Origin of the sequence: Pseudomonas sp. 20P_3.2_Bac5 (assembly GCF_025466035.1) — a bacterium.
Classification (GTDB): Bacteria; Pseudomonadota; Gammaproteobacteria; order Pseudomonadales; family Pseudomonadaceae; genus Aquipseudomonas.
On sequence record NZ_JANLOA010000133.1, the window covers coordinates 84,606 to 110,498 of the forward strand.

At 54.3% G+C, this 25,893-nt stretch carries 23 protein-coding genes; 10 read left to right on the top strand and 13 right to left on the bottom strand.

Annotated features, from left to right (window positions below; translation table 11 throughout):
- Nucleotides 1-398: 398 nt before the first annotated feature.
- Together NTD88_RS26755 and NTD88_RS26760 are read left to right on the top strand one after the other, a co-directional pair.
- Nucleotides 399-788 carry a DUF6957 family protein gene (locus tag NTD88_RS26755; RefSeq protein ID WP_262155405.1) on the top strand — a complete coding sequence of 130 codons (390 nt, stop codon included), beginning with the start codon at nucleotides 399-401 and terminating at the stop codon, nucleotides 786-788.
- Nucleotides 789-960: 172 nt separating this feature from the next.
- Nucleotides 961-1,134 carry an MbcA/ParS/Xre antitoxin family protein gene (locus tag NTD88_RS26760; protein ID WP_225806679.1) on the top strand — a complete coding sequence of 58 codons (174 nt, stop codon included), beginning with the start codon at nucleotides 961-963 and terminating at the stop codon, nucleotides 1,132-1,134.
- Nucleotides 1,135-1,196: 62 nt separating this feature from the next.
- Here NTD88_RS26760 and NTD88_RS26765 read toward each other — a convergent pair whose 3' ends face one another.
- The 6 genes from NTD88_RS26765 to NTD88_RS26790 form a co-directional block, all read right to left on the bottom strand.
- The gene (locus tag NTD88_RS26765) at nucleotides 1,197-2,117 is read right to left on the bottom strand and encodes a hypothetical protein (RefSeq protein WP_262155403.1); all 921 of its coding nucleotides are present in this window, start codon (nucleotides 2,115-2,117) and stop codon (nucleotides 1,197-1,199) included.
- A gap of 87 nt (nucleotides 2,118-2,204) precedes the next feature.
- The gene (locus tag NTD88_RS26770) at nucleotides 2,205-3,428 is read right to left on the bottom strand and encodes a hypothetical protein (RefSeq protein WP_169989604.1); all 1,224 of its coding nucleotides are present in this window, start codon (nucleotides 3,426-3,428) and stop codon (nucleotides 2,205-2,207) included.
- Nucleotides 3,429-3,498: 70 nt separating this feature from the next.
- Nucleotides 3,499-3,876 (bottom strand): hypothetical protein, encoded by a 378-nt coding sequence (locus NTD88_RS26775; RefSeq protein ID WP_169989605.1) that lies wholly within the window; start codon nucleotides 3,874-3,876, stop codon nucleotides 3,499-3,501.
- Nucleotides 3,873-4,283 (bottom strand): hypothetical protein, encoded by a 411-nt coding sequence (locus NTD88_RS26780; protein ID WP_169989606.1) that lies wholly within the window; start codon nucleotides 4,281-4,283, stop codon nucleotides 3,873-3,875. The genes NTD88_RS26775 and NTD88_RS26780 overlap by 4 nt, the downstream gene beginning before the upstream one ends.
- A 159-nt stretch (nucleotides 4,284-4,442) precedes the next feature.
- Entirely contained in the window at nucleotides 4,443-6,140 is a 1,698-nt protein-coding gene (locus NTD88_RS26785; RefSeq protein ID WP_262155402.1) for a hypothetical protein, read from the bottom strand.
- Nucleotides 6,137-7,039 (bottom strand): hypothetical protein, encoded by a 903-nt coding sequence (locus NTD88_RS26790; protein ID WP_262155401.1) that lies wholly within the window; start codon nucleotides 7,037-7,039, stop codon nucleotides 6,137-6,139. Before NTD88_RS26790 ends, NTD88_RS26785 begins: the two co-directional genes overlap by 4 nt.
- Before the next feature lie 854 nt (nucleotides 7,040-7,893).
- On the opposite strand from NTD88_RS26790, the gene NTD88_RS26795 reads away from it, so the two are divergent.
- The 4 genes from NTD88_RS26795 (at nucleotide 7,894) to NTD88_RS26810 (ending at nucleotide 12,205) form a co-directional block, all read left to right on the top strand.
- Nucleotides 7,894-8,271 (top strand): hypothetical protein, encoded by a 378-nt coding sequence (locus NTD88_RS26795; RefSeq protein WP_262155400.1) that lies wholly within the window; start codon nucleotides 7,894-7,896, stop codon nucleotides 8,269-8,271.
- A gap of 40 nt (nucleotides 8,272-8,311) precedes the next feature.
- The gene (locus NTD88_RS26800; protein WP_262155399.1) at nucleotides 8,312-8,566 is read left to right on the top strand and encodes a hypothetical protein; all 255 of its coding nucleotides are present in this window, start codon (nucleotides 8,312-8,314) and stop codon (nucleotides 8,564-8,566) included.
- An 86-nt stretch (nucleotides 8,567-8,652) separates the two neighbouring features.
- A complete protein-coding gene (locus NTD88_RS26805; RefSeq protein ID WP_262155398.1) occupies nucleotides 8,653-9,840 on the top strand; it encodes a hypothetical protein in 1,188 nt (395 codons plus the stop codon).
- A gap of 943 nt (nucleotides 9,841-10,783) precedes the next feature.
- Nucleotides 10,784-12,205, top strand: a complete 1,422-nt coding sequence (locus tag NTD88_RS26810) for a hypothetical protein (protein WP_262155397.1) — start codon at nucleotides 10,784-10,786, stop codon at nucleotides 12,203-12,205.
- A 554-nt stretch (nucleotides 12,206-12,759) separates the two neighbouring features.
- Here NTD88_RS26810 and NTD88_RS26815 read toward each other — a convergent pair.
- From NTD88_RS26815 to NTD88_RS26845, 7 genes are all read right to left on the bottom strand, one after another.
- Nucleotides 12,760-13,776 (bottom strand): glycosaminoglycan attachment site, encoded by a 1,017-nt coding sequence (locus tag NTD88_RS26815; protein ID WP_262155395.1) that lies wholly within the window; start codon nucleotides 13,774-13,776, stop codon nucleotides 12,760-12,762.
- A gap of 226 nt (nucleotides 13,777-14,002) precedes the next feature.
- Nucleotides 14,003-14,605: a hypothetical protein gene (locus tag NTD88_RS26820; RefSeq protein WP_262155394.1), complete on the bottom strand. Its 603-nt coding sequence runs from the start codon at nucleotides 14,603-14,605 to the stop codon at nucleotides 14,003-14,005.
- Between the two features lie 202 nt (nucleotides 14,606-14,807).
- Nucleotides 14,808-15,275: a hypothetical protein gene (locus NTD88_RS26825; protein ID WP_262155393.1), complete on the bottom strand. Its 468-nt coding sequence runs from the start codon at nucleotides 15,273-15,275 to the stop codon at nucleotides 14,808-14,810.
- A 451-nt stretch (nucleotides 15,276-15,726) separates the two neighbouring features.
- On the bottom strand, nucleotides 15,727-16,416 hold the full coding sequence (locus tag NTD88_RS26830) for a hypothetical protein (RefSeq protein WP_262155392.1): 690 nt from the start codon (nucleotides 16,414-16,416) through the stop codon (nucleotides 15,727-15,729).
- A 267-nt stretch (nucleotides 16,417-16,683) separates the two neighbouring features.
- Nucleotides 16,684-16,824, bottom strand: a complete 141-nt coding sequence (locus NTD88_RS26835; RefSeq protein ID WP_262155391.1) for a hypothetical protein — start codon at nucleotides 16,822-16,824, stop codon at nucleotides 16,684-16,686.
- Nucleotides 16,825-16,857: 33 nt separating this feature from the next.
- Complete coding sequence (locus NTD88_RS26840; RefSeq protein ID WP_262155390.1) at nucleotides 16,858-17,277, bottom strand: hypothetical protein; 420 nt, start codon at nucleotides 17,275-17,277, stop codon at nucleotides 16,858-16,860.
- Between the two features lie 8 nt (nucleotides 17,278-17,285).
- Complete coding sequence (locus tag NTD88_RS26845) at nucleotides 17,286-17,882, bottom strand: hypothetical protein (protein ID WP_262155389.1); 597 nt, start codon at nucleotides 17,880-17,882, stop codon at nucleotides 17,286-17,288.
- A gap of 1,556 nt (nucleotides 17,883-19,438) precedes the next feature.
- Here NTD88_RS26845 and NTD88_RS26850 point away from each other — a divergent pair.
- The 4 genes from NTD88_RS26850 to NTD88_RS26865 all read left to right on the top strand — a co-directional run bounded on the left by NTD88_RS26850 (nucleotide 19,439) and on the right by NTD88_RS26865 (nucleotide 25,790).
- Nucleotides 19,439-20,728 carry a DUF4427 domain-containing protein gene (locus NTD88_RS26850; RefSeq protein ID WP_262155388.1) on the top strand — a complete coding sequence of 430 codons (1,290 nt, stop codon included), beginning with the start codon at nucleotides 19,439-19,441 and terminating at the stop codon, nucleotides 20,726-20,728.
- Between the two features lie 180 nt (nucleotides 20,729-20,908).
- Nucleotides 20,909-21,757 carry a DUF2726 domain-containing protein gene (locus NTD88_RS26855; RefSeq protein ID WP_262155387.1) on the top strand — a complete coding sequence of 283 codons (849 nt, stop codon included), beginning with the start codon at nucleotides 20,909-20,911 and terminating at the stop codon, nucleotides 21,755-21,757.
- A gap of 170 nt (nucleotides 21,758-21,927) precedes the next feature.
- Entirely contained in the window at nucleotides 21,928-23,571 is a 1,644-nt protein-coding gene (locus NTD88_RS26860) for a dsDNA nuclease domain-containing protein (protein ID WP_315975177.1), read from the top strand.
- Nucleotides 23,568-25,790 (top strand): DEAD/DEAH box helicase, encoded by a 2,223-nt coding sequence (locus NTD88_RS26865; RefSeq protein ID WP_262155386.1) that lies wholly within the window; start codon nucleotides 23,568-23,570, stop codon nucleotides 25,788-25,790. The genes NTD88_RS26860 and NTD88_RS26865 overlap by 4 nt, the downstream gene beginning before the upstream one ends.
- Nucleotides 25,791-25,893: the final 103 nt, after the last annotated feature.

A 25,893-nucleotide genomic window follows, 5' to 3' on the forward strand; every position in this document is an offset into this window, starting at 1 on the left:
GAGGATCGACGCGTTTCTGATGCACGCTGCCCAAGTGGGCTCTCAGTTCACAGGCTCCGTCTACTGCGATCGTTCAGGGGCATCGTTGAACGGGATGACAGTGATAACACCAAGGGTGGTTCGCCTATCCCAGAAGCATGGCATGACGCTTCTTCGCAGCATTTCAGGTGCCGACCATTACGTGGTCGTCACTCCATTCTCGGTTTTGGCAACGGAAGCCCTGGACGTCTGAAAGAGGGGGCGGCTGGATTCGATTCGACGAATATGGTGTCTATTTGATATCAATGACTCCTTGAGCTTTTCGCCTGCTCGGTCTAAGAACACCCAGACCAAGACGAGCCTAGGTTGAACGAGCTCAAGCTCGACAATCCCAAATCACGTCAAATCGGAGCTCCAGGATGGGTGAAGTAAAAGCGAGGTTGGCTGGGCCAGCGTTGCATATGCCAGGTGTTCAGCTCGACGTTGAGGATGCAATTGCGCAGGTGAAGGAGCGTTATCCAGGCCGCAGTCACTGCGTTGTCAGTGATTGGGTTTGGCTCGATCTCGGTGCACCTGAGGAAGTGCTGCAAGGCATTCGGGAGCAGGGGAAGCAACCAGTGATGATCCTTGCGTTCAACGTGCTTTATGACAGCCTCGACCAAGATATCAGTGAGTCCTGGGTGCGCACGCAGCCCATGGTTGAATTCAGTGACTCGAAGTTTTTTGTTACGGCGCACACCGTCTACGTGCTGATCGGGGACGGGCAGCGTCGGCAGATGAAGCTGTCCACGGTGCTAAGGGTGTTTTGAAAGATTCTCACCAAAGAGCTTCGTTCCGTGTGCATCCATGCAACGCTCAGATGGCCTAGAGGAGGCATGAGGCTCAATCATGAATGATGCAAGGATTGTTGCCCCATGCACGTGCTCACGAATTGGGGGTTGGAGCGCTGAGCATCGGTGCTTTTTGGGTCGATACGAGGAAATGCTTTCGGTCGCGGAGGAAGTGTTTGGGGATCGTCACAAAGCACAGCGTTGGCTCAGAAAGCCGGTGTTCGAACTGGGGCACCAGGCACCCTGCGCAGTGCTGTCTACATCCACAGGGTACTCAGATGCCCACGCTGTGCTCATGCGAATTGATCACGGCATAAGTGGTTAACCGGCGCAGCTTTATCGGGTGCCCTTTGCGCTGCGTAGATTTGAGTCGAGTGAGCCTGGCAGTTACCCGGCAATGCCGAGGTATGCAGCGATCGCTTTTGCGATGCCACTGGCCGCTGCTTCGATGCCTACCCCTGCAACGCCTGACGCGGCCTTACCGGCGAGCTGCCCAATCCAGCTGCCGGCAGTTTTCCGTTTTTCTTCCTCGCTACCTGTAGCGAGTGCCCGCTTGATGTCCTCTTGAAGGCCTTGTGTATCTGCAGCGGTCAGCCCTAGTTCGGAGAGTCGAGACTGTAGCGTCTGCCAATTGCCAGTCTCCATGACAGTGGCTGACGACTGACTGAAATTGGAGCTCGCGTTTGCGACGTTGCCCACGTTACCAGTGATGTTTGTGTTGAATATCTGGGTCATTTTCTCAACGCTCAGTGGTGGCTGGCTACCGACTGGAAGCTCTCCAGCGTTTGGCGCCTCTCGCTCAAGGTCGATTACAAAGCCGAGCACTCGGGTTTTGACCGAGTCCATCAGCCGCACAATGGCTCCAATGGGAATTTCCTTCCACGCTTCGACACACTGCATGTCAGGGGTGAGCTGAGATGCGTACTTGAGGGCGAGTGCCAAGGGCCATGGTTCTTGGACACTGCCTAACGTACCTTCCGAAAGCAGCGCTGTATAGGCACTGATACTGCTGCCCATGTAGGCATGGCGGTACTGTTCTCGGAACTCCTCCGGCAGAATAGCAACAGAGATTTGTAGCCTGTTTGCCTGGTGGAAAGGCCCGGCGAATGACCCGTACGAATCGACCCGGACTATGCGGTAATCAGGTAGGTCATCAATGCTCGGGTAGCCGTTCAACTCATGGTCGACCCAATCCGCGAATGCTTGATGGGAGATGCGAGCGGCCAGTAGCTTGCACATCCGGAGCAGGGTGGGGACGTCATGATCCTTGGCTATTGAGGCGGCTTGTATGTCATGAATAAGGGACATCGGACGGTCTCGGCTTGGGGGGGCGTTGGATCTTCCGCAGGGCGGTCTTCAGACCGGTATTCGCGCCTGGCACTCGATGGAACAATCTCATTTAGCCCACATTGCAGGAAGGGCCTCGGCGTATTCAGCTTCCGATTGCAGTTTCACCTCATGGTTGACGTAGTCGACCAGAAAGAACACCGGGAACGGCAGGTGAGGCTCTGGGGCATCCAGAGTCAAGCGTATCAACAGGGGAACGCCATACAGGTGCGCAATCATCGTGATCGCTGCTCGCCCTCCAGGTTGCCTGGTTCTGGTGAGATAGAACACGTGATGATGCTCGGGGGCAGCATTGAGTACTTGTTTTATCCGATCATTCTCGACGAGATCTGCAGGCACGGAAGGAGTGCCCGTTAGTATGCCGTCCTTGATCTGCCGGAATCCGGGGTCGGTCACGTAATCCCGGCCTAGGTAGTGGGCCAGCAGATTGATGCCGTTCTTCGCAATTACCCGCTCCATCACGCCGACGGTCGTCGTCATCCCTACCGATATGAGCGGGCCCTCAATGTCCCTTGTGACTTGTAAATCGTATGAAAACTGCTCGACTGCCTGGGCAAAGAAATCCAGGGCGTCCTCGACCGTCGCACTTGAAGTCTTGAGCACTAACCCCCCATCCAGTTTCTGGAGGATCGTCGCGGCTGGGGTTACGTCTTCTGCGTCAGTTTCGTCGTAACGCTCCAACCATATGCCCCCGCGAGGAGGCTTGGCTTGGAAGCTTGATTCCGTCTGGATGAATGTCTTATCTGGGCGAAGCATGATGATGGCTTCATACCTGAGCTGATGCTCCGGGCCTCGCTTGCGAATGCAGGTAATTTGATGGCTTTGGAATAGGGCCGATAGAGTCGTGACAAAGCTGCGCAGCTCATCCGGCCCTGCGGCGGTAGACGTAAAAGACTTCTCACCAGTTATCTTCAACTGGGGTAGGACTATCGGCTTGGCGTGGGGCCCGAAGTCAACTTCATCGGGGTATCCCGATTCATTGGCCATCTGTTTGCGTCGAGCCTGGATACCTGGCGCAGTGGTGTGCTTACCACGGTCACGGCCATGCGGCTGAAAAAAGGCGCGAGCGATGCCAATCGGAGAACTCCGCAGCATCTCCAGCTCCAGCTTGCCTAAGATGTCTGTGTTGCATCGCTTGCACACCATATCTACCAGCATGAAGCGTTTGTCATCCCCGCCAAGCCCCGCAGTGATGACATGCTCCTTAGAGAAGGGGCCTGGCTCTTCGCAGTAGATGCACGATTTTGATGAGGCTATCGACTGGGTGGTCAAGGGATAACTCCTAGATGCCGCCAAGAAAGGACGCTCTAAGCTCAAGGCTCAAAGCTAGCGCCATTGCCATTCAGTCCAGGTGTGATCGCCAGTACTCGACCACCTGGTTGAACGCGCCCATGTAGAACGCATCTTCGTTATGGACTTCCGCGCCGCATCGGCGGGCCATAGTGAAGAAGCCGGCTCCTGGCCTCCGGTTGTCTTGGTGAACGACGAGGGCAGTCAGAAAGCCTCGACCCTCGGTGTACTCCTCGGTCGATATCTCATCGAGCAGATAGCTGAGCCGATGATCGTCATGTGAGATGGCCAACGGAAGCTGAGCAACGAGCTCACCATATGTCACCAGTTCTCGGTTCTTAAGGCGTGCCCGCCTAACCAGCAGGTTTCGCGCAGCGGTTTTGGCTTGAGCCCAGTCAGAATCCGCAAAGCCATGGGTATGACCAATCATGGGCGCTTGCTCGGGTCGAGATCCAGGTAAACATTCTTTGCATTCATCACCATGATCTGCGGATTGAGGTCGTGCAAATGATGGAGCTCGGCGTGTTCCTGAAGTATGTGTACTACGGTTTTGAACACCGCTTTGCTGGTGACCTGTGAATCAGTACGTAGGTAAAACATCGCATGGGGAAGATCACGCTGAACACCGTCTTGAGTCGTGAGTGTCCGGGTGAACCTCGCCTCCTCCAGCAACTGGTGGACTTGGGGGTAGTGACGTTCGTGGCTGAGCTGAACACGGACGATGAACTCTTCTGAGTCAAGACGCGTGGGGAGGGCGTGGGGGTTGCGGTCAGCTGCTTCGATGTTTGCGAGGAGCTTTTGTGCAAGGGTATTTAAAGCGTTTTTATCGACCGACATCCGAATCATTCCTTGGAAGTGAGGTTAGGCTCTTCGTGAGCGGGGTTGAGACACACAAACCACCAGCCGGAATGTACCAATTTCTTGCGCGTTGTCTATGTCATGGAGCTCCAAGATGGGCCTGCTCTCGTCCTCTGAAACGAGGGCAGGCAAGGTCGATCAGGAGGCAGTTGCGGCAGTCTGCTGCACACCTGCGAGCTTTGCGAGGTACCACGTGGGCAGTGGGTGGCGGTGCAGCCTCGCCGAAAGGGCCATCAGCACTTCCCAAGATGTGTTGTGCCAAACGAAGTCCTCTGGGGCTGCGGCGTGGCTCAGAATTTTCAGCGAAGCTTTGACTTCCTCTGCCGGCGTCTGCCTGAAGCTAGGCACGCTGCGAGATACACCAACGGCATTCACATAGGCTCCAGAGTTCGTCAGCGTCTGCAATGCTTGCTGTGGAAACCATCGCTCCAGAGTCACGCGCTCCAGCTTCGGCACAATCCCATCTGACAGTTGATCAAGAGCTTCCTGATCCCCCAGCAGCGCGGCCATGGTTCCCAGCATTGGCACAAACGTGGTGGTTTGGAAGAACCCTTCCCGTCGGGTTTCCTTTCCGTAGTGCAGGGCCATGGCGTCTTCGAGATCATCGGTGTCCACCGGCATGATCCTGTTCTGCTCCAGCGCCGCCTCAAAACGGTCAATGCACTCGCGCACCATGAGCTGGGTGCTAGTGATATCTCCCATAGCCATAATCGCCGCCATGGCGAGCGAAATGTCGATTGTTTGACCGTCATATACCGGGGACAAGCAGCCGTTGTGGACATTGATGAAAGACACCAGGTTCCTGTGCATGGCCGACACCTTTGCCTGATCAGACTTTGTGACAAGTAGCAGCAGAAGCGCGGTGCCCAGGCGGCCAAGCTCATCGCAGATCAAGTCGATGTAGAGCACCTGATCTGGGCGGTACCGTAGGACATTGCGACGGTTGAGAAGCGATGGCATCACGCGATCGTAGTACCGGCCCAGGGCATCGGAATGAAGCTGGGCAAGCGTTTCGAAGCGTTTGAGGAATTGAGCGTCGTCTTGAAGGCCCTGCGTAATCGATTCGCCCCAAAGGCGCAGCAAGAGGTATTCACCTGCGAGTACGCCTGGCTTTTGGTTGCCTTCGCTTTCACCCCAAACAAGCAGAACCGCCCATCCCATTGCTGCCGCTGCAGCACGTTTATGAAAGCGGTTCCGGCGCGTGTTGTCGGACGCGTCCGGGGCGTCCTCTACTGCGCTCAAGCAGTCGTCGACGAAACGCACGAATCGAGAGAATGAGGCTTGCGTGTCGTCCAAGCCGGCGAGTGCGGCCCTCAGGTCAGACTTCCCTTTTTCAAGCAGCAGCGCGTCGTCAAACAGGTACTGCTCAATGAGCGGGCTCAACTGATCCATGCCCCAGAAATCCAGCGAGCACAGAGGAGCCATCTCCTTCACCTGGCTCGTCAGTGAGGAATAGTCCGACTGGGCATCCTGTTTCAAGACGCCGTTGGAAACTAGGACGATCCGCTTTTTCAGGCCGCGCAAAGCTTCGGGCAACCGATTCCGGATGTACTCGGTCGAAGCCTGGAGTACGGAGGGTAGGATCGCTTGCTGACTGCTGTAAAAGTCATTTCGGCTTACATTCCCGAATTTGATAACGAACAGGAAAACTTCGGTTTCGCCTTGGTCATTCGCTTTCGTAGACATGACGTCAACGCCACCCTGGTTCACACCAACCTGGGCACGACTCTGCACCGAGTGACCCATTGCCTGGAGAAGATCCGGAAGGAGTGCATCCAGTTCGTCGCGTTCGCGCAGTCCTGTGAGGTAATGCGAAAGAACCAGCTGGATACTCATTGGCCAGCTTCCTCCCAAAGGGTGTTCACCTTACGTACGTAAAGGAGCGGATCAGCAGTCCAGGTCTGAGGAAGCTCCACGCTCATCTCGTGGCTGAACATGGGGATCATCGCATCGACGCTTTCCTGGTCATTCTGGTACTCAACGGCCACCTGGTTGGCGTACTTGAAATGCTTCGATGTCATGAACATATCGGCCAGGAACGAGTCCCCCCGGGCATGCTGGGCCACCGCTCGACTCTCACTCCGGCGTAGGTAGTGGAAGCTTCGGCGCATTTCCGAAGGCATCTGAAGCTCGGGCAACTGGGGCAGGGCCTCCAGCTCACGGAGTTCGGAGGCAAGCATCTCGGCCAGGTGTTGGGCGAGTGGCGATTCAGCCAGCGGTGAAGAGTCTTCTTCCAGAAGCCGTTTGCAAGTCGACGGGTGCTCGACCGCAAGGAACCCTACGACCGTGGCCGTGTTGCTTGAAATCAGCGGACTTGGTGGGAGGTCTTCGTTCAAGCTCAGCACCCAGCCCAAGGACACGGCTACGGGAACATCCAAAGCACACAGCCTGCGCGCAACGGTGGTGGCGCATTGCTCAGTTACGCCGGTTAGCGCGAATCGCACCAGCTTGGGGTGTTGCAGGTAATGAACGCTGACCTCATGGGCCAGAGCGCTGCTCAGCCTGTAATACCCCTTGTTACCGATCCAATCGCAGGCGGCCAGCAGAAACAAGTCGGTGGTGGCGATCCGGCGAAGGCAACCGTCTGCTTCGTCGCGGAGCGTCTCAGCGTCGACCCCAGATTTTTCCGCTTCGCGCCACAGTGCATAGAACTCTTCCAACAAGGCCTGGCCGTCCTGCTCAAGGTTGGCCTGGTACAGGCGAAGGTAAAAATCGTTGAACCGCATCATGTCCATCTACATGGGCTCCGGGGCGCGAATGAACGCCTGCTGGAATGACTTTGATCGTGGATGGTACGCGCAGCGAGCCGGGCGACTGCGGCCATTCAACCGTCTCATATCGATGACGTACAACCGCACTCCGATTGGTAAAGGTGTAGGCGGCCCCTAGGTCGGGCGGATGCCGGAAACGGCCCGGAAAACGCAAATAATTCTCGGTTTTTACGATGGCCATCACAATCCTGAAATGACCCCATCTTGAAAATTTTTTGCGAGACGGAGCTTTATTATTTGAGAGCAAAAGAATTTTAACGGTGTTGGCACCACTGCCCGATATAGGATCAACGCCTATGTAATGGCCTGTCTCACCGGCTTTTGCTCTTCGGTTTTTCGCCTTTAGGTTGCCTTGCCGCATGGCGAGGTGGGGGTGTTCAGGGAGATCGGTTTTTAGGGCCGTAGGCTCTGCTTACGCTTTGAATACAAACGACCGAGATTTCCATATTTTTTTTGAGTGAATCGCTGCGCCTGGAATTGCACCCGTCTCATCCAATCCGGCTATGTTCGCTGAGATCCCCCCGGCCTTTTCAGCCAGGGGGTTGTACCGTTAGCCCTGGTTATCGATAAATTGATCTGCTGTGTCAGCCCGGAGCATCATCGTGATGCATTAGCCTCCCTCAGGGCTTCTTCCAGAGCCTCTAGGGCGTCTGCCAATCGTTGATCCTCCCGAGGGTCGCCGCTGCCAGGTCTAAACGCTTCACAGTGCCGTAGAAGGGCTTCTAGATCGTTTCCGTTAAGATCGAATTCCACATGCATGATTGATCGTCCTTGGACTGGAATAATGGTTGGGCTGCGGTTGAAAGCAGCATGGTGCGGTGACGAAGTGGTTGTGGGGTTTTGATTTGAACAGTGATGTCGAGAAGCGGATGTGGGAGATAGCCTGGCAGATCTACGGAGATCCTCTGGGCGAGATTCTGAGCCTGGCGTTGGCGGGCTACAAGCGCAGTTCTGGCTTCGACGATTTGACTCGCCTATATCCCAACACTGCTGGGCATCAGGTGCTGCCGATTTTGCGGGAGGCGTTGCTGAGATGCTGGCCTGACGGCGACTTCGGACAGTCGGAGCTGTGCGTCGAAATGCGTTCTCGACTTCGTTCACACCTGATTCAGTACTTGCTGCGCCGGCTCGTCACTAAACATGCCGCGCCGCCGATTCTGCGTGATGCCCTTTTTGGGGTAGATTTGGGGCAGTGAAGCAGCAGACCCGATCTACCCAGGCCACCGGGGAGGTGCCATGAAGCAAGACCGCATAGACCTGGCTCGTGGTGATGATGAGTTCGCAGCGATGATGAAAGAGTTTGATTCATCAAGTAAATGGATGCGTGAGCAGCTGGCATTAAAGCGTGCAGCTTCGAGCTCCGGCGCTTTCAAGCAGTCCAGTGCGGATGCTACAGGGCAGCAGGCGGCACAGAATCGTAATGCGATCGATGACTACGACGGTCATGTTGAAGTAGGTAGCGTGGACGGTGAGGGCATGGGGCGCTTCTGACCTTCAGTAGGCGCCCAAGGTCGCTCAGCGACGCCTTTCTGAACTACTCGGTTGCTAGCCGACCATGTCCGACGGGGGAAGTCACGATGACATCAGGCGTGCGATACGATGACCAGCCTCTGCCAGAGGTGAGCATTGAAAATGTCGGCGAACCTATCAGGTTTGCACGGGTAGAAGAGCTCTGTGGTTTTTCTGCTGAAACCGCAGGTAAGGGGCAGGAGGTCAAGATCTTCACGCGCCTGGCCATCACTTCCGATGAACCTGGCTTTCACCGTCTAGCTGAGTCGATTGCAGGCATGATCCGAGCCTGGGGTGCTGGATCGCCCGCAACTGCTGATATCAGTGCTTTCAAGTTCGTCCTGCTCGTGCTCAAACCGGATCAGACTGCCGAGTTGTGGCTTGATACGGCAGCGGTAGCATTGAAATGCATCGTCTCGCGTAACGTTGTCGCTGGTGCCGCTGTCTTTCAGCATGAAATTGCTGACCTGCTTGCGCTGGAATTTCCATGCGTTGCGTTTGGTAGCCAGGACAAGGTGATTTGCTTAATGCGGGAGGCTTGGGGGTTCGGACTGGTTTTCGATATGAACCCCTCAGGTGAGTTAGACATGGAGGTCTTGGGCCGAGAATTGGGGCGGCTCTATAGGCAGCTCAGTTTCCGGCACCTCTACCAAGCTGTTGGCAATGCTGACAGCTTGGATCGGCTGATGGCCCAGGGATGGTTTCCCTTTGCAGAGATTCTCCATCGAGAATTTACCGACATCCTTGTTCTCCACGCTGGCGGTCTTGGCCTGGACGAAGTCGAGTTATCGATTGTCGCCCAGTTTGACCGAGCGCGGCTTGATCACATGCTCTCCCGTTGGTTGGCCAAACCGCATTTCGCAGTCAAAGAAGCTTTGCTGAAGGAAGGTGTCGATGCGTTTCTTCAGGGCAGACCGATCACGGCCATCAAAATCCTAGTGACTGAGATCGAAGGGATTTTGAACGTGGCGTATCGTGCTCACACCGGCAAGGCCGGCAAGACCAAGGCGCTTTTAGCCTTTGCAATTGAGAGCGCAGAAAAGCGTACCGGGGGCCCTGGTACCCTGTTTCTCACAACGGAATTTAACCGCTACCTGCTCAATTACATGTTCGCCAACTACGACCCGGACAACCTCACAGAAGGCGCAGTCTCTCGGCATCTGGTGGGCCACGGAGATGCAGGAAGTGAAAGCTACACGCTGGTCAAGGCGCTCCAAGTCATCCTGACCTTAGATCAGTTGGCTTTCTACACGTGATCCAGAAGGTCGAGGGGCTTCAGTGCCAGTGCCGTTGCACTGTAGTCCTTGGAATGCCCAGTTCTTTCGCGACATCGACTTGCTTGAATCCCTGACTCTTCAGATCCTGCATTTGGGCGCAAGTAGCTGCGGCTCGAACGCTGGTCAGATGCTGGGTATCCATCACCGGCGTTGAGATAGGCGGGATCTACCGATTGTGACGCGCCCCGCCTGCTCGCTCAGAGGTTTCAAAGAGGAGTTCCGACGCGTTTTTCTCGGGGCCAACCGCGAGTTTGCTATTGATCGTGTTCGGTGGCGCAACCCTAGTTGGTAATCTCCTGGGTGGGCGGATCGCTTCAAGGTTCGGATGGAGAGCGGCTCTGCGCTGACTTTTGGTCTCGTTGGCGGTGGTGCTTGCGATTCTAGGCTAGGTGATGCATATCCAGATCCCGACCATCCTGTTGTTGTTCGTGTGGGATGGGCTCGCATTGGGCATTTCGCCGGCTGTGCAAAGCGGAATGCTTGCTACTGCAGAGCGGTTCACACCGAACGCCGTCGACTTCGCCTCAGCGCTCAACATTTCGGTGTTCAACCTTGGGAATTCCCAGGGTGAGGTTTCGGGCAGTGCACTTGTTGCGCATGGGGAGATGGGGCTCACGCCTTGGGCGGGTTTCATCGCAGCGCTCCTGGCTCAAGCCCCTCTATCTTTTCTGGCGTGGCGGGGGCCTAGATCTGCATCCAGAAGGTTGGTTTCATATAGTTTCTAGAGCCGCCGAAGTGCGGCTCATTTGTTTCTAATGCCTTACAAAAAAAACTAAGGAATTGCGCCGGGATTATTGGCTATTTGCAAATAATTATCAATTTTGAGTGCAGAGCATTTTGTAGTTTTCGCTTATCAGGTGGCATCAAGCTGATGTATATTCGGCGCGCATGGATTTGAGCCCAGATAACGCGGGAGGCGTAGATGTCCGAATATCATGACAGAGAAGTTCTGAACGCAGGAAAGTTGGGTACTTATCGAGTTCATTCGCTCCTTACACGTATAAGCAGCGATGGGGATATGGAGCCGGACGGGGAAGATCCTTTTCCAGGTGCCGTTTCGCTTCATGCTCACGAATACACTCACTACCTACACAATCTTTCGACTACTGCTGGCCTAGAGGCGATGCTGGCATGCTTTTGGTTGGTCGTTCCTTTTGTGAATAATACTGACGAGCGAGGGTGGTATAGTGCTTCATTAGATTCTCAGACTGCTGAAAGCGAGAATCTCGCGTTAGCATTCAAGGTCATGATCAATGCGCGGGGTTCAGTTGACGGAATTCCTGCTGATGAAACTTTCAAGTGGCCAGTTATTGAAGAGTGGACTTTTGGTGATTTGCGGTCAGAAACCGTTCCGCTCTCTCATGCGTTCGAAGGACATATAGGTACCTTGAATGTCAAATCCTTATCGATAACGGCAAAATCAAAGAGCTCTAAGTTTGATCTGACACTTCGCCCAGGGTTGGACTTTATATCTGAAGGTGTAGCTTACGAAATCGAACGGGAACAGCGTCGACTTGCTGGCATACCTGTACAGGTGTTAGATGCACATACTCCTAGCTACCCTTATTTGGCCTATAGGCCGTTGATTGAGCATTTCGTGGGTCATGAGACAACGATTTACGAAAGAGTTTTATTGGGTAACTTCTCTTTGTTGAGTCATCATGTTGCTGACACGTTTTTTGAACTCTGCTCTGCGCTGAAGAGTGACAAACTAAAGGGTGATGCTCAGATAGCTGAAACTATAAGTGTTGCGGGGAGAGTGCTAGAAAAGTTTCGTGAAAACGCAACCAGATCGAATGGCTCTCATGCAGATGAAATTAAGTCAATTCTGGCGGGGTCGGCTGACTTGTATCCTGCTGTTGAGCTTTATGGAAGACTGATAGAAAAAGGCCTGCAACTTCGGTTGTCGAAACCCTTGATGGAGCATTTGTTTGCTCAGAAGCATTTATCACCTGAAGAGTTTAGAAACGTTACGGTGAATCTCCTAGAGCGCCAAATTTGTCAAGAAAAGTCTGACGGGAGTGCGAACATCGAGTGGATTGGTGCCTTGGGAAGCGTTGCTGACCTTGAGCCTGGAGATCATCATCAACTTGCAGTATTGCAGGCGGCAATTCATTATCTCCAGCAGCACTTCCGTAAAAGCGGACAGCTAGCAAATACCGGAGATCTCGAAGTGTCGGCTTGTCCTTATCGTGGAGCTTGCGAGGCTCAAAAGAAGTTTGGTAATCCACCTGAGTGCGATACCAAACCATGGTTGGTATCAGTTGCTGATGGAAAAAGGGAAGTATGCTTCTATGAAGCGGCGCGACTATCACTGCGGCTTGATAGGCGAGCTAAAAGTTGAATTTCCAATTTGAGGAGTAATGATTCTGATTTAATCAGCGCTGGTCTGGCCCTGATATTCCGCCTATGTTTTGTCGGCTGCAGTCGCCGTACAGGTTCTCCATACGGTGCAGCGAGATTGGAGGCAGCGGCGATCTTGATACCTTCGGCCTACAGCATTTCCACTGCCCGCAACCCATCATCAAACGGCTCGATACTATTTAGATCAGCGTCCAGCGCACCTTGGATTTCGGTCATGAGATCAGGCCGAATCCTAATCCCGAAAAGCTCCGCCGCTTCCTCCAGGCTCAGGCTGCGTGTCATGGCCTGGTGTAAATCGTTCGGTTAAGGTCTACGCCCTTGTCGGATGCCTTCTTTCAAAATCATGCGATAGGGGTGCCTGCCCTGCGGAATTCAAAGCAAGGTGCCGAAGGCGTCGAAGAGAATGAATTTGACGGACATCTGGATTGCCTTTAACAACAGCGGATCGAAGCCCGCTTCATCTGGTCTGGGAGGATACCGGGGATCTGAAGGGCAGGCACTTGAAGCGACCAGCCGTATGTGGCTGGTCAGCCCTTAAGTGAGCTTGATGCTTTGCAACATCCTCAAGAGCAGAAAGTCATCTGGGGAATCCATGATGAGCTCTCCATCATCAGCAACCCTTACTTCGCACAGTCGAGGATGGCTGAGCAGCCCATGGGGCAGGGGGTGGCGAGCAAACGGATTGTGGAGCACCATCAGTCCGTCCATGAGGTGCTCTGTGTAGTCTCGTTTCGGGGTAGTCCGCACCACTGGAATCAGGCTTCCAGGATTAGGGTGCAAGGTGGTGTACACGGACGGTGCTTCAGGATTATCAGCCAGAGCTCTCAGCTTCCCCCAGGTGGCGAGGCAGCTATATACAACCGCTGATACCTCCGCGTATGAATCGTCGCAAAACAGTCCAACCTCGATGTTGGTGTTGGCATTTTTAGGGGCTGCTGTGACGTTGTATGACGCGACGTGGGTATCGCCCGGTTTGGTCGCCGCCTCGTCGTGGTAAAGCCCATACAACGCTGCAAGGATCGGACGTCCGGATGCGAAATGGGAATGCGGTCTGTCGAACGACGCGATGCCAATGACGAAGGGTTTGTCTTCAACGTGGGCATGGCTGAGGTAGCTTTTCCGATATTTTTTGACCTTGGCATCGAAGCTGTTGCAGATCCGCAGGGTCGACTCGATGTTGAAATCGGTAAAGTCCTTAGGCGGCGCGGCCATAGGAAAGCCATATGCAGGCTCTCCGCCAGCCGGCGGTTTTGCAATCGTCGCTTCCAGGCAGAAGGGCACTTCCCCCTCCACCGCGAAGTCGGGCGCATGATGACTAAGGTCGATTGGTAAGCCCAATTCCTTGAGCGCGGCAAACAGGTAAAGCTCCCAGAATGACGACTCGAAGGTCGTTTGCAGTTCTGTCACAAACTTACCGTCACGGTCTTCGAAGCCCTCAGCCCATTGAGCCAAGACATTGCGCTCGGGCGCATAGGGGGCTTCGTTCATCATCTTGAAGATGGGATGCTGAGCATCGACATCGATTTGGTGAGCAAAAAGATCAATAGGCATGGGTGAAGTCCTTCAAGCTGCTAGTCAAAACTGCTTCACACCTCGGCTGAGGCAAAATGAGGGCTGGTGAGACATTATTGACGTCCAATCAAATTGCCAGGGGAGCCACGTCATGAGTGCCAGGGCGATTCAAGGCGCTCCTGTCCGACCTCTGACTAGCTCCAAGGGATGACCCTGTCCAGAGGTGGCGGGGCAACCAGGTCACTCAGCCTCACCGAGCATAGGTTCATGCGGAAGTGGCTGAAGTGCCTTCAAGGTAGGCGTGAACTTCCGTTAAAAATTTGCACTGGTGCTTGATCTTGGCCAGCTCGCTCTTGAGATCATCGATAGGGAACACCATCAGCTTTGCCTCGCCGTACTGCAGAGCGATATCGTCGCGCTTCTTTGCATCCCGTGCGCTCTTTGAGAGTGCCACGAAGTGGCGCCCATCCACGTACCGTTGGACGACCCAATGAGAAAAGGTATGCCGGAACACCCTGTGCAGTTCGATGGTTTCAACCGCTGAGATGATCCCAGCCTTGTTGACTGCGGCCCCTGTAAGCTCGGCCTCTGTTTTGAGGTGTCGCAGCACATCAGTATCGTTGAGCGAATACGCGGTAGGGCTTGGGGTGCCCAGCCGATGCTCTTGAAGCATGGCAGTCACCCCGCGACACAGAGCATCCGCAACGCAATACGTCTGAACGAGCTCACCGATCAGGGCGAAATCATCCTTTCCAGCGGTTTGCAGCAGGCTACGCAACTCGTGATCGCCTTCGGCGTTCTCCAGCCGATCTATGATTTCCCTGATGCCTGCTTCGACTGATCCAACCATCGAGTTGTCCGCTTCCATTTGTTCACCCTGTGATGTTCAAAGCAGTTGGCATCCCCCGGCGTAAGCTCTGCCACCGGAGGATCAATCCACGATTCTAGCGCGACTAGGGCCAGAGGTTGCGTCGACCTGGTGGTTGCAATCAAGGGTAGGCTGGAGCGAGTCAATGACCCTGACGCAGCGTGAAGTGGCGGGGGAGTCCTTTCCCCCTTCACCCTAGGTCTCAGCGCTGCTTGAGTTCGCTGTGCACGCGGCGAAACACGCCATTCAGGTTTCGAAGCTTGCGATAGAAATCATCAGCCTCGACCAAGTAGCCCAATCGCTTACTCAGTGCGGACATCTCGTGGAGCACCATGGCGTGCATCCCTGTACCCGCCAGGCCCGTAGTCGCCAATCGCTGCTTGAGCACCTTCAACCGTTGATAGCGATCGATGTCAGCAGCGTTACGCTCGAAGTGGCGACGGTTGAATTTGCGATGGTGAATCAAAAGCAGCGTGTAAGCGCCGAAACCCGCCTGGAACACCTGCCACATGCTGACCTCAAGTCCCAGGGACTTCAGGAATTCAGCGATTTGTGGGGTTTGCCAGCAACCCAGTGCATACATCACGGGCCATGCAGCGATCGCAAACAATGCTTGGTTCCTGGACGGGTAGGCAAACAGCCGGGCGAACGTGGATCGAATACGACTCATAGAAGCTCCTGAAATGAGGGTGTCCTGGGCGGGAGCCCAAGACACCGTCAAGCTTCCGGCGAACGGCCTATGCCTCGCAACTCAACTGGAGGTAGTTGCTACCCCCCCAGCCAAAACCGGTGCCACGGAGGTGCCTCATGTAGGTCAGAAATCGCTGACTCAGCGGTTGGGTGGTCTTGGCAAGAAAGAGCATGCCGGCGGATCGCAGTGAGCATCAGCGTAAGCGTCCGGAGATCACACCCGCCCCTGAGTGCAACAAGGGGCGGTGTTGAGAATCAGGCTAACTGGTAATTCAGTCGAGGGTGGCTGAGCAGCTCATGGGGCAGTGAATGGCGAGCAAACGGATTGTGGAGCACCAACAGTCCGTCGATGTTTTTGGTCAGCGTTCACAGCCGGATCTCACATACCCTAAGCAGCATGCGTTCCCGCCTCACTATCCAATCCAGGGAGATCACCAGCCGGCGTAATGGCACACGAGTTGTGCCCAGGTCTTCAATGCCTGGTCGTCTCTACGAAGGACTTCAAAAGCCCTCGCAGCAAGGATTCGGGTCGGACACCCGCCCGTTAGGAAAATTTTGTCCGGCCCTGAGAGATACAGATGCAGTAATGTCAGAACCATGATCTGTTGAACGGGCTCCATCGATCTGTAGGACTTGCGCATTGCCTTCAGCAGAGAGGGTATTGGTAGTGAGTGCTGATAATCGTATCCCTGTGGCCGCATGGTGAAATGGCGGCCTTGGGAGCCATAGGGGGTGACCTGGATGAAGCAACTTTCCAGTTGGTACTCATCGACGATCCGCCACGCGGTATTGCCAAAAATCTCGCCTCGTAAGTCTGCCGATGGGAGGATTGGAGGCTCAGCACCACAGATCATGGCTAGGGCAGTGTATTCAACTCCATCCATGCATGGCGTTTTATCGACCAGGTCAACAAGTGCGTAGTCCGGGATGCGACCTGCCGCAAAGATGGGGTCAACAGATGCATAGGCGGCCACGGCTACGGGCGTTTGAGAGTGGTGTATGTAGCATGAGCTTGCCGTTTGAACGTCGGTGAATGCCCAAGTGCCTGCAGGCGTTCTGTAAACGCCAAGTTCATTTAGCAAAGAAACAGCGTCGGTCACATACGAGCTATGTTTGATCATTACGATCTCCTAAGTTCTCAGCTGCTCATCGAATACTGTTGCTAGGCCGCTGTGTGCTACGGTGTTTCCCGGTTCGTATTCTGTGCTATGGCCTTCAAGCTTCGAGCGAATAGCCTATGCCTCGCAACTCAACTGGAGGTAGTTGCCACCACCCCAGCCAAAACCGGTGCCACGGAGGTGCCTCATGTAGGTCAGAAATCGCTGATTCAGCGGTTGGATGGCCTTGGCAAAAAGAGCATGCCGGCGGATCGCAGTGAGGATCCGCCGCTAATGGAGGGTCACTTTCTTCTCGGCGGGAGCTTTGATGAGGCCTTTGATGTATTGAAGGGTGTGACTGGTGGGTTTGTGGCCAAGCATTTTTTCCAACGCTGCAAGCTCGGCGGGGGTTGGCTTGTATTTATCGGTCATGACAGTGTCTCCGCTTGCCCTTAGGGTGACTGTTTAGCCAAGAAAGCCTTCGTGGCGATACTTGCCCACGTGGTATTCAAGGAGTGCGAGCTGGCCTCGATAATTATCCTCGCCGGAGAGGCCATCTTCCGCAGGGTAGCTTTCGGGGTTCATTGCCTGGATTGCCTTTAGCTCTGCTAAGCACTTGGAGGCATCCTTCTCACGTTGAGCAATGATTGAGCTGCAAATGGCCTCGACGGTGGGCTCGCTACGACCATGCTCATGGAACCAGCTGATCAGCTTTTCGTAGATTTCGCGATGATGGGTGTCGAAACCGCCCCAGTGGTTGTCCCTGTTGAAGCTGTACTTGTGGGGGTTGTATAGCGAGATCACAGCATCCTGCAGGCGATAAGCAGTCCCATATTTGCCGTGAATCAGAATGTCTTCATAGGCGTGAAAGGGAGAGGTGTTCATGTGAGCTCCTAGAAAATAATGTCATCATCAAAGAAGTCTAAGTCTCCATCTTTACGCTCTCCGATCCCAGCCTCTTGCGGAAATGATCCAAAAACTTTTTCAGGTGTCCAATCTTCATAGTGTAGAAACATTTCACTTGTGAATTTGCGGACGCCCAATTCATGGTTGGTCAAGATGTCATGGGCATAAGCACGGAATATTCGACCACCTTCATAAGTAGAATTTGCTTCCGAGTCTCGGATGAAATCCGTAGTCCATTCGTCATGCCAAGCACTTCCGGCGATTTCATTCCACGCCTGCTCAAAGCGAGGTTGAACATCCGGGTTCATTTGGCTGCTGTGCACAACATTCAGAATCCCTTGGGTGGTTTGAAGAAGGATGACGGGAGAAAGTACACCTTCGATCAGTCCACGCTCAATCATTGCAATGATACGCGTATCGATTTGGTCATTCCACAGGACTGCGATGGTCTGAATTTGAACGTCCCGCGCTTTCTTGAGATCTATCTTGTATGGCTGGATTAAGTTGAAAACGGTATAGGAGCCCTGGCCATATTCGTTCTTTGGCTGCTCGTGTTCTACCTGAAGGACTCGTGAGTAGATCATGGTTGTACCATGGAATGGCTGGGTGCCTATTAAATGAAGTCCAGTTGGTTGGGTATGTCAAGGTGCCCTAAGTGTTTTTTTAGTTGGGTGGTTCGGGTTGTCGATTGAAGCAGTATTATTTGGTTAATTGGGCTATTTTCAATAGGTGTGAATTAGCTTTGGAGTGCGAGTATTATTTGATGAATTGATTTGGGCGGTGAGCGTGGAGTGTTGAGGGCAAACAGGTCTTGGTGAGGAAAAGCAGTAGGTTAACTTGCGAATAATTAAGTTATCCTGATCCCTTCGAGCAGTAACCCTAGTGCGGAATGCTGCCGTTCGGTTTCATTCAGTCGTCAAGGTGCTGGGCAATGTGCCGGAGCAAGTCCCTTGGCTTGGGGTGTGCAATGATGTTGTAGATTACGTCCCGCTTGGCTCTAGGCTCTGTATGAAAAGCCTTGAGACGAAGGTCAGGCAAGGCGAAAACAGCCGAGTAACGGCCGGGGTCGCGCTCGACGTTTACGGGTTGTAAATGAGCATTCCGAGGCTGTTTTCAACGCAGCATCACCGAGTATCAAGGCTTTTCATACAGAGCCTAGGCAATCGTTTGACTACGTTTTTGTCAGCGTTGCGTACGCCTAGATCAGTTCCGTGGATGCGCTCAGCAAGCAGCAGGATGAGTATCGCGTCGGAAAGATGCATAAGCGGTCAGGCTCATTGTATGGATGGTCAAATCGGGATGGGCAAATGCCTATCCCTATCTTGGTGCTTGCTCGGCCTGGCGGCGGAGCATTCGCTTCTCGTCCTACCGCCAGGCATCAAGTTAGAGCTCGTTCAGTGCCGTCCGTCAAAGCCCCTCGATTCTACATGCTCCGTGCGTAAACGAAAGCGCCGCACGCCATCAGCGCAGCAACCACACCAACTGCCATCAATACACGAGTAATACGTCGTAGATTTTCTGGCGTTTGCCCATCGAAACGGGTTCGTCCATGCCCGCACCTCTCGCACTCCTCAGGGTAGATGCCTGCCTCATTTGTTGAATTATTGATGAATACGTATTTGTGTCCGAACCACTCGCATGTTTTTGAGTGCATTTGTGTCCTCTGATTTGATAAGTGCCGGATACCCATTTGGGGGTGTTGGGCGGTTGTAGACATCATACTCAAATCCAATATTCCTGTAACTGTGGCGGATTGATAGCGAAATTATGTGCATGTGGCGAGTTTGTGCTGCCTACGCGCTGATACGCCATGATGTATGAGTTGGGGCGATAGTTGAGAGGTTGAGCAGGTGGAGGCTGCTCCTATCCATGCGGAGGTTCATGGTCTTGTAAGGGGTATATTGGAGGTTGTAATTATTTTTCAAGCTTTAGTCAGTGTTTGAGGGGTGTTTTCAAAATTGACTGAATGTCAATTTATGGCATAACTGTTATTTATTGGGTGCGTAAAAAATTTCATGGTCATGCTTGCGGTATGGTTTCCCCCTGTCTAAGGTTTTTGTATTTCGTTATAGTTAATCTGTTGTGGTGAGAAGGTTGGAGGTTGTGCAGATTTCAGGTGGGCGGACTAGAGGAGCTGAATATGGACAAAGATTTTAATGATCGTACCGCTCCTCGAATCGTTCATTATTTTCGAGATGTTGATCTCTTTGGTAATGCTTGTCCGGAGTTCGTGCCTGAGTCCTTCCCCTCTTATTGCCAGCCTGATGACGAGTCATGGTCGGCAGGGCTGCTGCTCAGGATCGCATTGCGTATGAAACATCTTTGGCCCACATACGGCATCCGCGACGGCAGGAGAACCATTCAAGGGGAACACCCAGCAGTCTGTTTCGCGAACTTCAACCTGGCCGACCTGATTGCTGTGCGCGATGGTTTCAGCCCCCAAGATGGTGTGGTCACCCAATACGCGATCACCTTCCCCTTGAAGGTTGCGTTGGAGGGCGGTATCCAACCGGTAATTCAATGGTCAAGCGGGAAGGCCAGCCTGCTGGATGGGGCTTCACTTGAAGGGATGGCCGAAGATGACGCCGATAATCAATATCGGTATGTCAGCGATGACCCAGGCACATCCTGGCCGCCTACCGGATATCCTGAATGGCGATGGCGTTATCCCAGAAGCTACCGTCGAATCATCAGGATTATCGAAGAGGATGGTTTCGAAGGCGGAGTGATTCCGGGCCTTAATGTGACTGACACAAAATGGTCGGGCATTGGCATTGTGGTTCCCGACATGCCGACGGCTCGGTTGCTCCAGTACGACATCTTGACCTTGATCGATCAGGGACTGGTTTCCGAAAGTCACTTCGATCACATCCTAGTCTGCGATCAACTGCCGGTGAGCCTGGAGGGCCTGAGCGAGGAACAGTTGCAGATGGCTTTCTCAAAGGCATGCTTTGATTTCAAATCCTGTATGGAGGTCTCTAGCGAGGCGGCGGCGGCTGCTCAAGATGACTTTCGCAATCGTTTAGCAATGCTCGACGCCTCGACGCCTAAACAGGTGGAGCGAGAACATGGTGGCTGCTGGCTCTGGTTCCAAGACAACGACCAGCCCTATGTCAGAGCCCTGATTAAGGCTGGGCGAGTCAAACCTAACCTCAAAGGGCGTTATCTTGCTTCTTTGTGGGAGCTGAGCATGGTTCATGAACGTCGCGATCTTCTTGAGCTTCGCGATCTTCGTAATCGCCAGGACATCGCGTTGGCGTTATCCAAGAAATTGGAAGAGAAGTATGGGCTGCGGAGCACTTACTTCAGTGTCTGGGAGTCGTATTCGCCCAATGATGACCCTGCCTACGCTGGCAAGATTTGGGGAGGAGGGTACTTCATCTTGCCCCAGCCGGAAGAGGACGAGGACGAGGAGGAGGAAGGCGATTGAGCACTGTCCTCTGGGGTTGTTGACGCTGGGAGCCACTGGCACGGCGCTCCGGTGGCCTACAGCCCAGCGTTAAGCGTGTTGCCCAGGGTACTCGAAACCTTCACCTTACCTGACCTTGCTCGCGCTTCAGCCACGGCCATATCCTAGCCCGACGTTCGGCATCAAGCGTGGAGCGCGGCCATGGAAGACAGAGAGCATTGGTTTACGTTGTTGGCGCAGAAAGACTGGGAGGCCATTGGTAAGATCATCTACCAGAAGAAGAAGGCCAAGGTACAAGATCCCTATCTGACTCAGATGACTGGCTTCTTCGAGTCCGAGTTCTTCGCCTTCGCCGAGCCACTCCCCGCCGCTGAGCGCTCCAGGCAGTTTGAGTACACCAACTTGATCATCGAGTTGAACCAGCACGGCTTCAGCCAGGGCTTTGTGGATCGCTTCGTTGATGAGCGATTGAAGCTGATGCAAGAGACCAACCACTCCGCACTGCTCAACTATGCCCAAACCCATCAGCATCGCCCGCTGGCCAAGGACATCATCCAGTCTTTCCTTCAGGCCAAGCCGGAAGCAGTGGCAGCGAGCCTTCGGGGAAACATGACTGTTCGGGCCACCGACGTGATGCCCGGCAAGCCAAAGACCATCCGCTTGTTCAAGTCCAAGCAGGAAGAAAACTTTTACGAGGCGGTGCGGCGGGTATTCCCCACACACCACCCTTATCCTAACGTCGCCTTGAGCTGCGTCCTGGATTACCAGGCCATCAAGGGTCAGTTGTCGGAACAAGCCAAGTCCTACTTCTTCAAAGGCATCGTCGACAACGTCCTATTTGATGTGGGTGCCGGCTACGTGCCGGTGTACTTCATCGAGTTGGACAGCAGCTTCCATGATGATCCCCAGGCCCAGGTCAATGACCAGCTCAAGGACGCCATCTTCCGCGCAGCCAATACCAAGCTCATACGCATCCGGCCTCTGGACGCCAAAGCCTCGTCAGTAGAGGAGTTCGAGCGGTTGGTGCGGGAGCTGATGCGCCAGCTCTGATCAGCCGGCGTAGCCTTCGCTCTGGAATGGTCGAATCCAAGGGGCTAGATGGGCCCGCTGGCAGGATCGGCGAGCTTGGGTGGACGCGTCGGTAGGCTGCCTGGCCCGCGCAGCATGCGTCAAAATGCCATCAATAATCTGGACTGACGAGGGGGATTGCCATAAATTCCATGGCCAAAGCTGCCATGGATGTCGAGATGGAACCTAACGATGCCGGCGGAGTTGCTGCCAAACACGGCTTCAATTTTCAGGATTGCGTTGCCGCCTATTACGTCACACAGATGCTTCGTGACAAGACAATTCAACGCGTCCGCTGTGAAGTCACCGACGACATCGATGTCGTTTGCGATGATTTCGTCGAATTCGTGCAGGTCAAAACCACCACGAAAGCCCACTGGGCTAGGAGCGATCTCGTCGTCCTCGGTACAGGTGGTGGCAGCAAAAAGATCCCCTGCAGCTCGATCCTGCATAAGTCCATGGATTGCGAGCCAGTACTCACCGTGCCGAGGAGATTCAGGATCGTCACGGAGCACCCGACCAATGTCACCCTCGAATACCTGCTCATCAACCGTGACGAGCGCGACGGAAAATCCGGGCGCGATGACCTGGTCGACTACCTCAACTCGAAAACATCGAATTACGTTGCTGCCAGTGGGGTGGACGTGGCGACCTGGGTTGACGCTGCGTGCTGGGAAGTCTTCCGAACCATGCGCGAGATTGAGCTGCTGGGCATCCGGAATATTCGGTTGGCTTCCTATGAGCTTCACGGAGTTATGTTGAGTACCGAGGCATCGGCGGAAGAGATCTGGTGCGGGATCCTGCACACGGTCACCCGTAAAGGTGCTCTGTCCCGCAGAATTCACTCCGTGGATAGAAAATCTTACCTTCGTTCCGACTTGAACGCCTGGTTCCTGGGGTATGTTGAGGAGGATCAGAAGCGTGCGGGTCGTAAGGTCTACGTCAAACGGCCCCTGCCTCATATCCTGGTTCCGTTTCGAAACCCGCTGTCCACTCCATGCGCCAAGCGCAATGGCCGCGTCCTGCACCAGCAGTACAGTCTGAGGCGTTACCGCTACAAGCACATCGTCGACAACGTATGCAAATGGCTGGATGAAGTCTTCCTCCGTCCCAATGAGCTGGCAGACATCCACAAGCTGTCCATGGTCGAGCAGGGGCAGCGCCTTAAGAAAATGGTGTTCGCCTCCATGGCAGACGTCCGTTCCTTCCTCGGGCGGGTGCTTTTGCATGCCACGATTCGGCAGATGCATGCCAGCCAGCCAATCCCATGCTTGCTTTACCTCCAGGGCGAGGATGAAGAAAAGATCCTTGAAAACGTCCATATCGTTCGGCGAGACCCGGAGGGCGATCAGCTGTGGGTCGGTTTCAGTGAGCTTGTGACGGCATCCAACATCACCAAACGGCTGACTGAGATCCGCGCACAGCTCTATGAGGAGATCGGCAATTGTTTCGGCGATGCTCGGGGCAAAATCCTCGACATCAAGGATGACGACTACCTACTGTCCCACGACATTGATGCCATCCTGGACGAGAGCAACCCATTCGACGCCCATTTGGATCGATTCCGGTTCGTGCTGTTCATTGGGTACGACTCGACGCTACTCACTGACCCCGAGACATCGGGGCATGAGGATGACCTGGAGCAAGAAACGGCAGCCCTCTTCGAAGCTTTTGTTGATGACCTGGAACACGACCCGACGTTCGCAGAGCTCACAATCGATGTGTTTATCTACCCAGCTCCGAGTTTGGAGACGTTGACCCAGTTGGTCGACAAGAAGGTCAGGGAGGCCGTGTGACCGAAATTTACGATGCAGCAAAGCTGAGCTTGGGCAGTGATGGATTCTCAGCATTCCGCTACCTGTCAGCGGTCAACTCCCTCCTGTCCAACCCAGTCTCCACCTCTTTGGGTAGAGACCTGACGATACGGGCCCTCGATGCCCGAGACAAATTTGCTGGCCACGCTGGCATCCTGCGCAACATGGTCAGGAAGGCTGGGCTTTTCCCTTACCTGAAGAAAGAGTTTTCTGAGCTGTCCCAAGGTGACCGGTTTGCACTCGATGTGTACCGAACGCCGTTCTCGGATGATTTCGTTTTCCATTCGATGCAGTTCCGGATCTTCGACCTGCTCAAGGCGGGTCGTAACGTAGTGCTCAGTGCGCCCACCAGCATGGGCAAGAGTGCCATCGTCGACTCACTGCTAGGGTTAGGTCGCTTCAATCGGGTCGTCTTAGTGGTACCCACGGTTGCTTTGGCTGACGAAACGCGAAGACGTCTTCAGGAGCGCTTCGGTGAGGTGTATCAGATCATCCACCATAGCTCGCAAGAGTGCCGCAGCGAGAGGGTCGTGTACGTACTGACCCAGGAGCGGGTCAACGAGCGGGATGACATCAAGGACATCGACCTGTTCGTTATCGACGAATTCTACAAGCTGGCCTTCCAGCAGCTTAAAAATGGCACCACCGACTACAAGGACGAGCGGGTCATTGAGCTGAATATTGCACTTAGCAAGTTGCTGAAGGTGTCCAAGCAGTTCTACCTCACCGGGCCCTTCATCAACAGCATTCGGGGTCTGACGGAGCTGGGGTACGAACACACGTTCATTTCCGCCGACTTCAACACCGTGGCTGTCGATGTGCAGACGTTCGGTGTGGATGCCAATGACGAGGAAGGCAAGCTGGAAATGCTGGCGACTATTGCGCCCCAGTGCAAAGGTGCCACGATCATCTACTGCAAGTCATCCAGCGTGGCCGGTAAGGTCGCGCGCGAACTCGTCCGGCTTGGGTATGGTCAGCCATTCCAGAGTGAGCACATTGACTGGGTTGCCGAGGAGTTTGATCCAGAGTGGGACTACACCTATGCCCTCAGGAACGGCATTGGCCTGCATTTTGGCGGTCTCCCTAGGGCGCTGCAGCAGTACACGGCAGACCGCTTCAATGCCGGCGACCTTCGGTTTTTACTGTGCACCGCCACCATCATTGAGGGGGTGAACACAGTTGCGAAGAACGTTGTCATCTTCGACAACCGTAACGGCACCCGTGGGATCGACAAATTTACCCATGGCAACATCAAGGGCCGTGCGGGCCGGATGGGCATCCATTTCGTAGGCAAGGTCTTCTGCCTGGAAGATGTTCCAGAGGACAACCTGAATCAGGAGGTCGATGTGCCTCTGGGAGTTCAGGATGAGGACACTCCACTCAACCTGCTTGCCAGCGCACAGCCTGATCATTTGTTCGAATACTCCCAGGACAGGTTTGAAGCTGCATTCGCGCAGGATCGTTTTTCCATCGACCTGGTCAAGAAGCACTCATACTTCAGGATGGAACAGTTCGAGCAGCTCTACAGCATGGTAGAGATGCTCAGCGAGGACGACTTCGAGTCCCTCGTGTTCCATTGGTCGCCAGCGCCAGGCTTTCTGACCACCTTGGCCACGATCTGCAGCAAGCTCGTGCCTAGGGCGTTTTCCACAAATGGGCTGCAGACCAAAACCCCCGATAACATATTGGCCAAGCTGACGAACTATCAGATAGCAGAGAGCTACTCGGAATACCTGAAAGGCCAGATCGAATACACCAAACAACGGATCAAGGATGATGAAAAACGGGTCAGGACGGGGCAAAAACGGAATAAAGCTGATGAGAAGCTGACCCTTTCCAGTGGGCTCAACAACGACCTGAAGCTGGTGAGCAACACCTTCGGCTACACCATTCCTAAGGTGCTGGGACTGCTGGAAGACGTGGTTCGCTTGCACGCGACCAAGAAGGGTATCCGCAACAAGATTGACTACAGCTACGTCAGGATGGGCTTTGAGAACCTTCATCTTCCGCCTGGGGTGAATGCGCTAGAAGAGATCGGTATCCCAATCCAGACATTGCACCGCATCTCTGAGTTGCTGGAGTTCCCGGAAGGTGCCGGTGTGGATGAGTTGGCTGATCACCTGCGGCAGAACGAGCAGGCCTGGGAGTTCATGGGGTTCGTCGACCAGAGCTTCGTGAGGCGGGCACTGGGGGTAGTGTGAAAATCGGTTAGTCGATAGGCCTCACTTGGCTGGGTTGCGGTCGCTCTACTACGAAGGTCTAGGGGAGGGGTGGTGGCACTTTGCTTGTCCACCCCGTTCGACC

Bases quoted from the DNA above. Each gene is read 5' to 3' on its own strand.
- NTD88_RS26755 (WP_262155405.1), top strand. From the start codon at position 399: ATGGGTGAAGTAAAAGCGAGGTTGGCTGGGCCAGCGTTGCATATGCCA.
- NTD88_RS26760 (WP_225806679.1), top strand. From the start codon at position 961: ATGCTTTCGGTCGCGGAGGAAGTGTTTGGGGATCGTCACAAAGCACAG.
- NTD88_RS26765 (WP_262155403.1), bottom strand. From the start codon at position 2,117: ATGTCCCTTATTCATGACATACAAGCCGCCTCAATAGCCAAGGATCAT.
- NTD88_RS26775 (WP_169989605.1), bottom strand. From the start codon at position 3,876: ATGATTGGTCATACCCATGGCTTTGCGGATTCTGACTGGGCTCAAGCC.
- NTD88_RS26780 (WP_169989606.1), bottom strand. From the start codon at position 4,283: ATGTCGGTCGATAAAAACGCTTTAAATACCCTTGCACAAAAGCTCCTC.
- NTD88_RS26785 (WP_262155402.1), bottom strand. From the start codon at position 6,140: ATGAGTATCCAGCTGGTTCTTTCGCATTACCTCACAGGACTGCGCGAA.
- NTD88_RS26790 (WP_262155401.1), bottom strand. From the start codon at position 7,039: ATGGACATGATGCGGTTCAACGATTTTTACCTTCGCCTGTACCAGGCC.
- NTD88_RS26800 (WP_262155399.1), top strand. From the start codon at position 8,312: ATGAAGCAAGACCGCATAGACCTGGCTCGTGGTGATGATGAGTTCGCA.
- NTD88_RS26805 (WP_262155398.1), top strand. From the start codon at position 8,653: ATGACATCAGGCGTGCGATACGATGACCAGCCTCTGCCAGAGGTGAGC.
- NTD88_RS26810 (WP_262155397.1), top strand. From the start codon at position 10,784: ATGTCCGAATATCATGACAGAGAAGTTCTGAACGCAGGAAAGTTGGGT.
- NTD88_RS26815 (WP_262155395.1), bottom strand. From the start codon at position 13,776: ATGCCTATTGATCTTTTTGCTCACCAAATCGATGTCGATGCTCAGCAT.
- NTD88_RS26820 (WP_262155394.1), bottom strand. From the start codon at position 14,605: ATGGAAGCGGACAACTCGATGGTTGGATCAGTCGAAGCAGGCATCAGG.
- NTD88_RS26825 (WP_262155393.1), bottom strand. From the start codon at position 15,275: ATGAGTCGTATTCGATCCACGTTCGCCCGGCTGTTTGCCTACCCGTCC.
- NTD88_RS26830 (WP_262155392.1), bottom strand. From the start codon at position 16,416: ATGATCAAACATAGCTCGTATGTGACCGACGCTGTTTCTTTGCTAAAT.
- NTD88_RS26835 (WP_262155391.1), bottom strand. From the start codon at position 16,824: ATGACCGATAAATACAAGCCAACCCCCGCCGAGCTTGCAGCGTTGGAA.
- NTD88_RS26840 (WP_262155390.1), bottom strand. From the start codon at position 17,277: ATGAACACCTCTCCCTTTCACGCCTATGAAGACATTCTGATTCACGGC.
- NTD88_RS26845 (WP_262155389.1), bottom strand. From the start codon at position 17,882: ATGATCTACTCACGAGTCCTTCAGGTAGAACACGAGCAGCCAAAGAAC.
- NTD88_RS26850 (WP_262155388.1), top strand. From the start codon at position 19,439: ATGGACAAAGATTTTAATGATCGTACCGCTCCTCGAATCGTTCATTAT.
- NTD88_RS26855 (WP_262155387.1), top strand. From the start codon at position 20,909: ATGGAAGACAGAGAGCATTGGTTTACGTTGTTGGCGCAGAAAGACTGG.
- NTD88_RS26860 (WP_315975177.1), top strand. From the start codon at position 21,928: ATGGCCAAAGCTGCCATGGATGTCGAGATGGAACCTAACGATGCCGGC.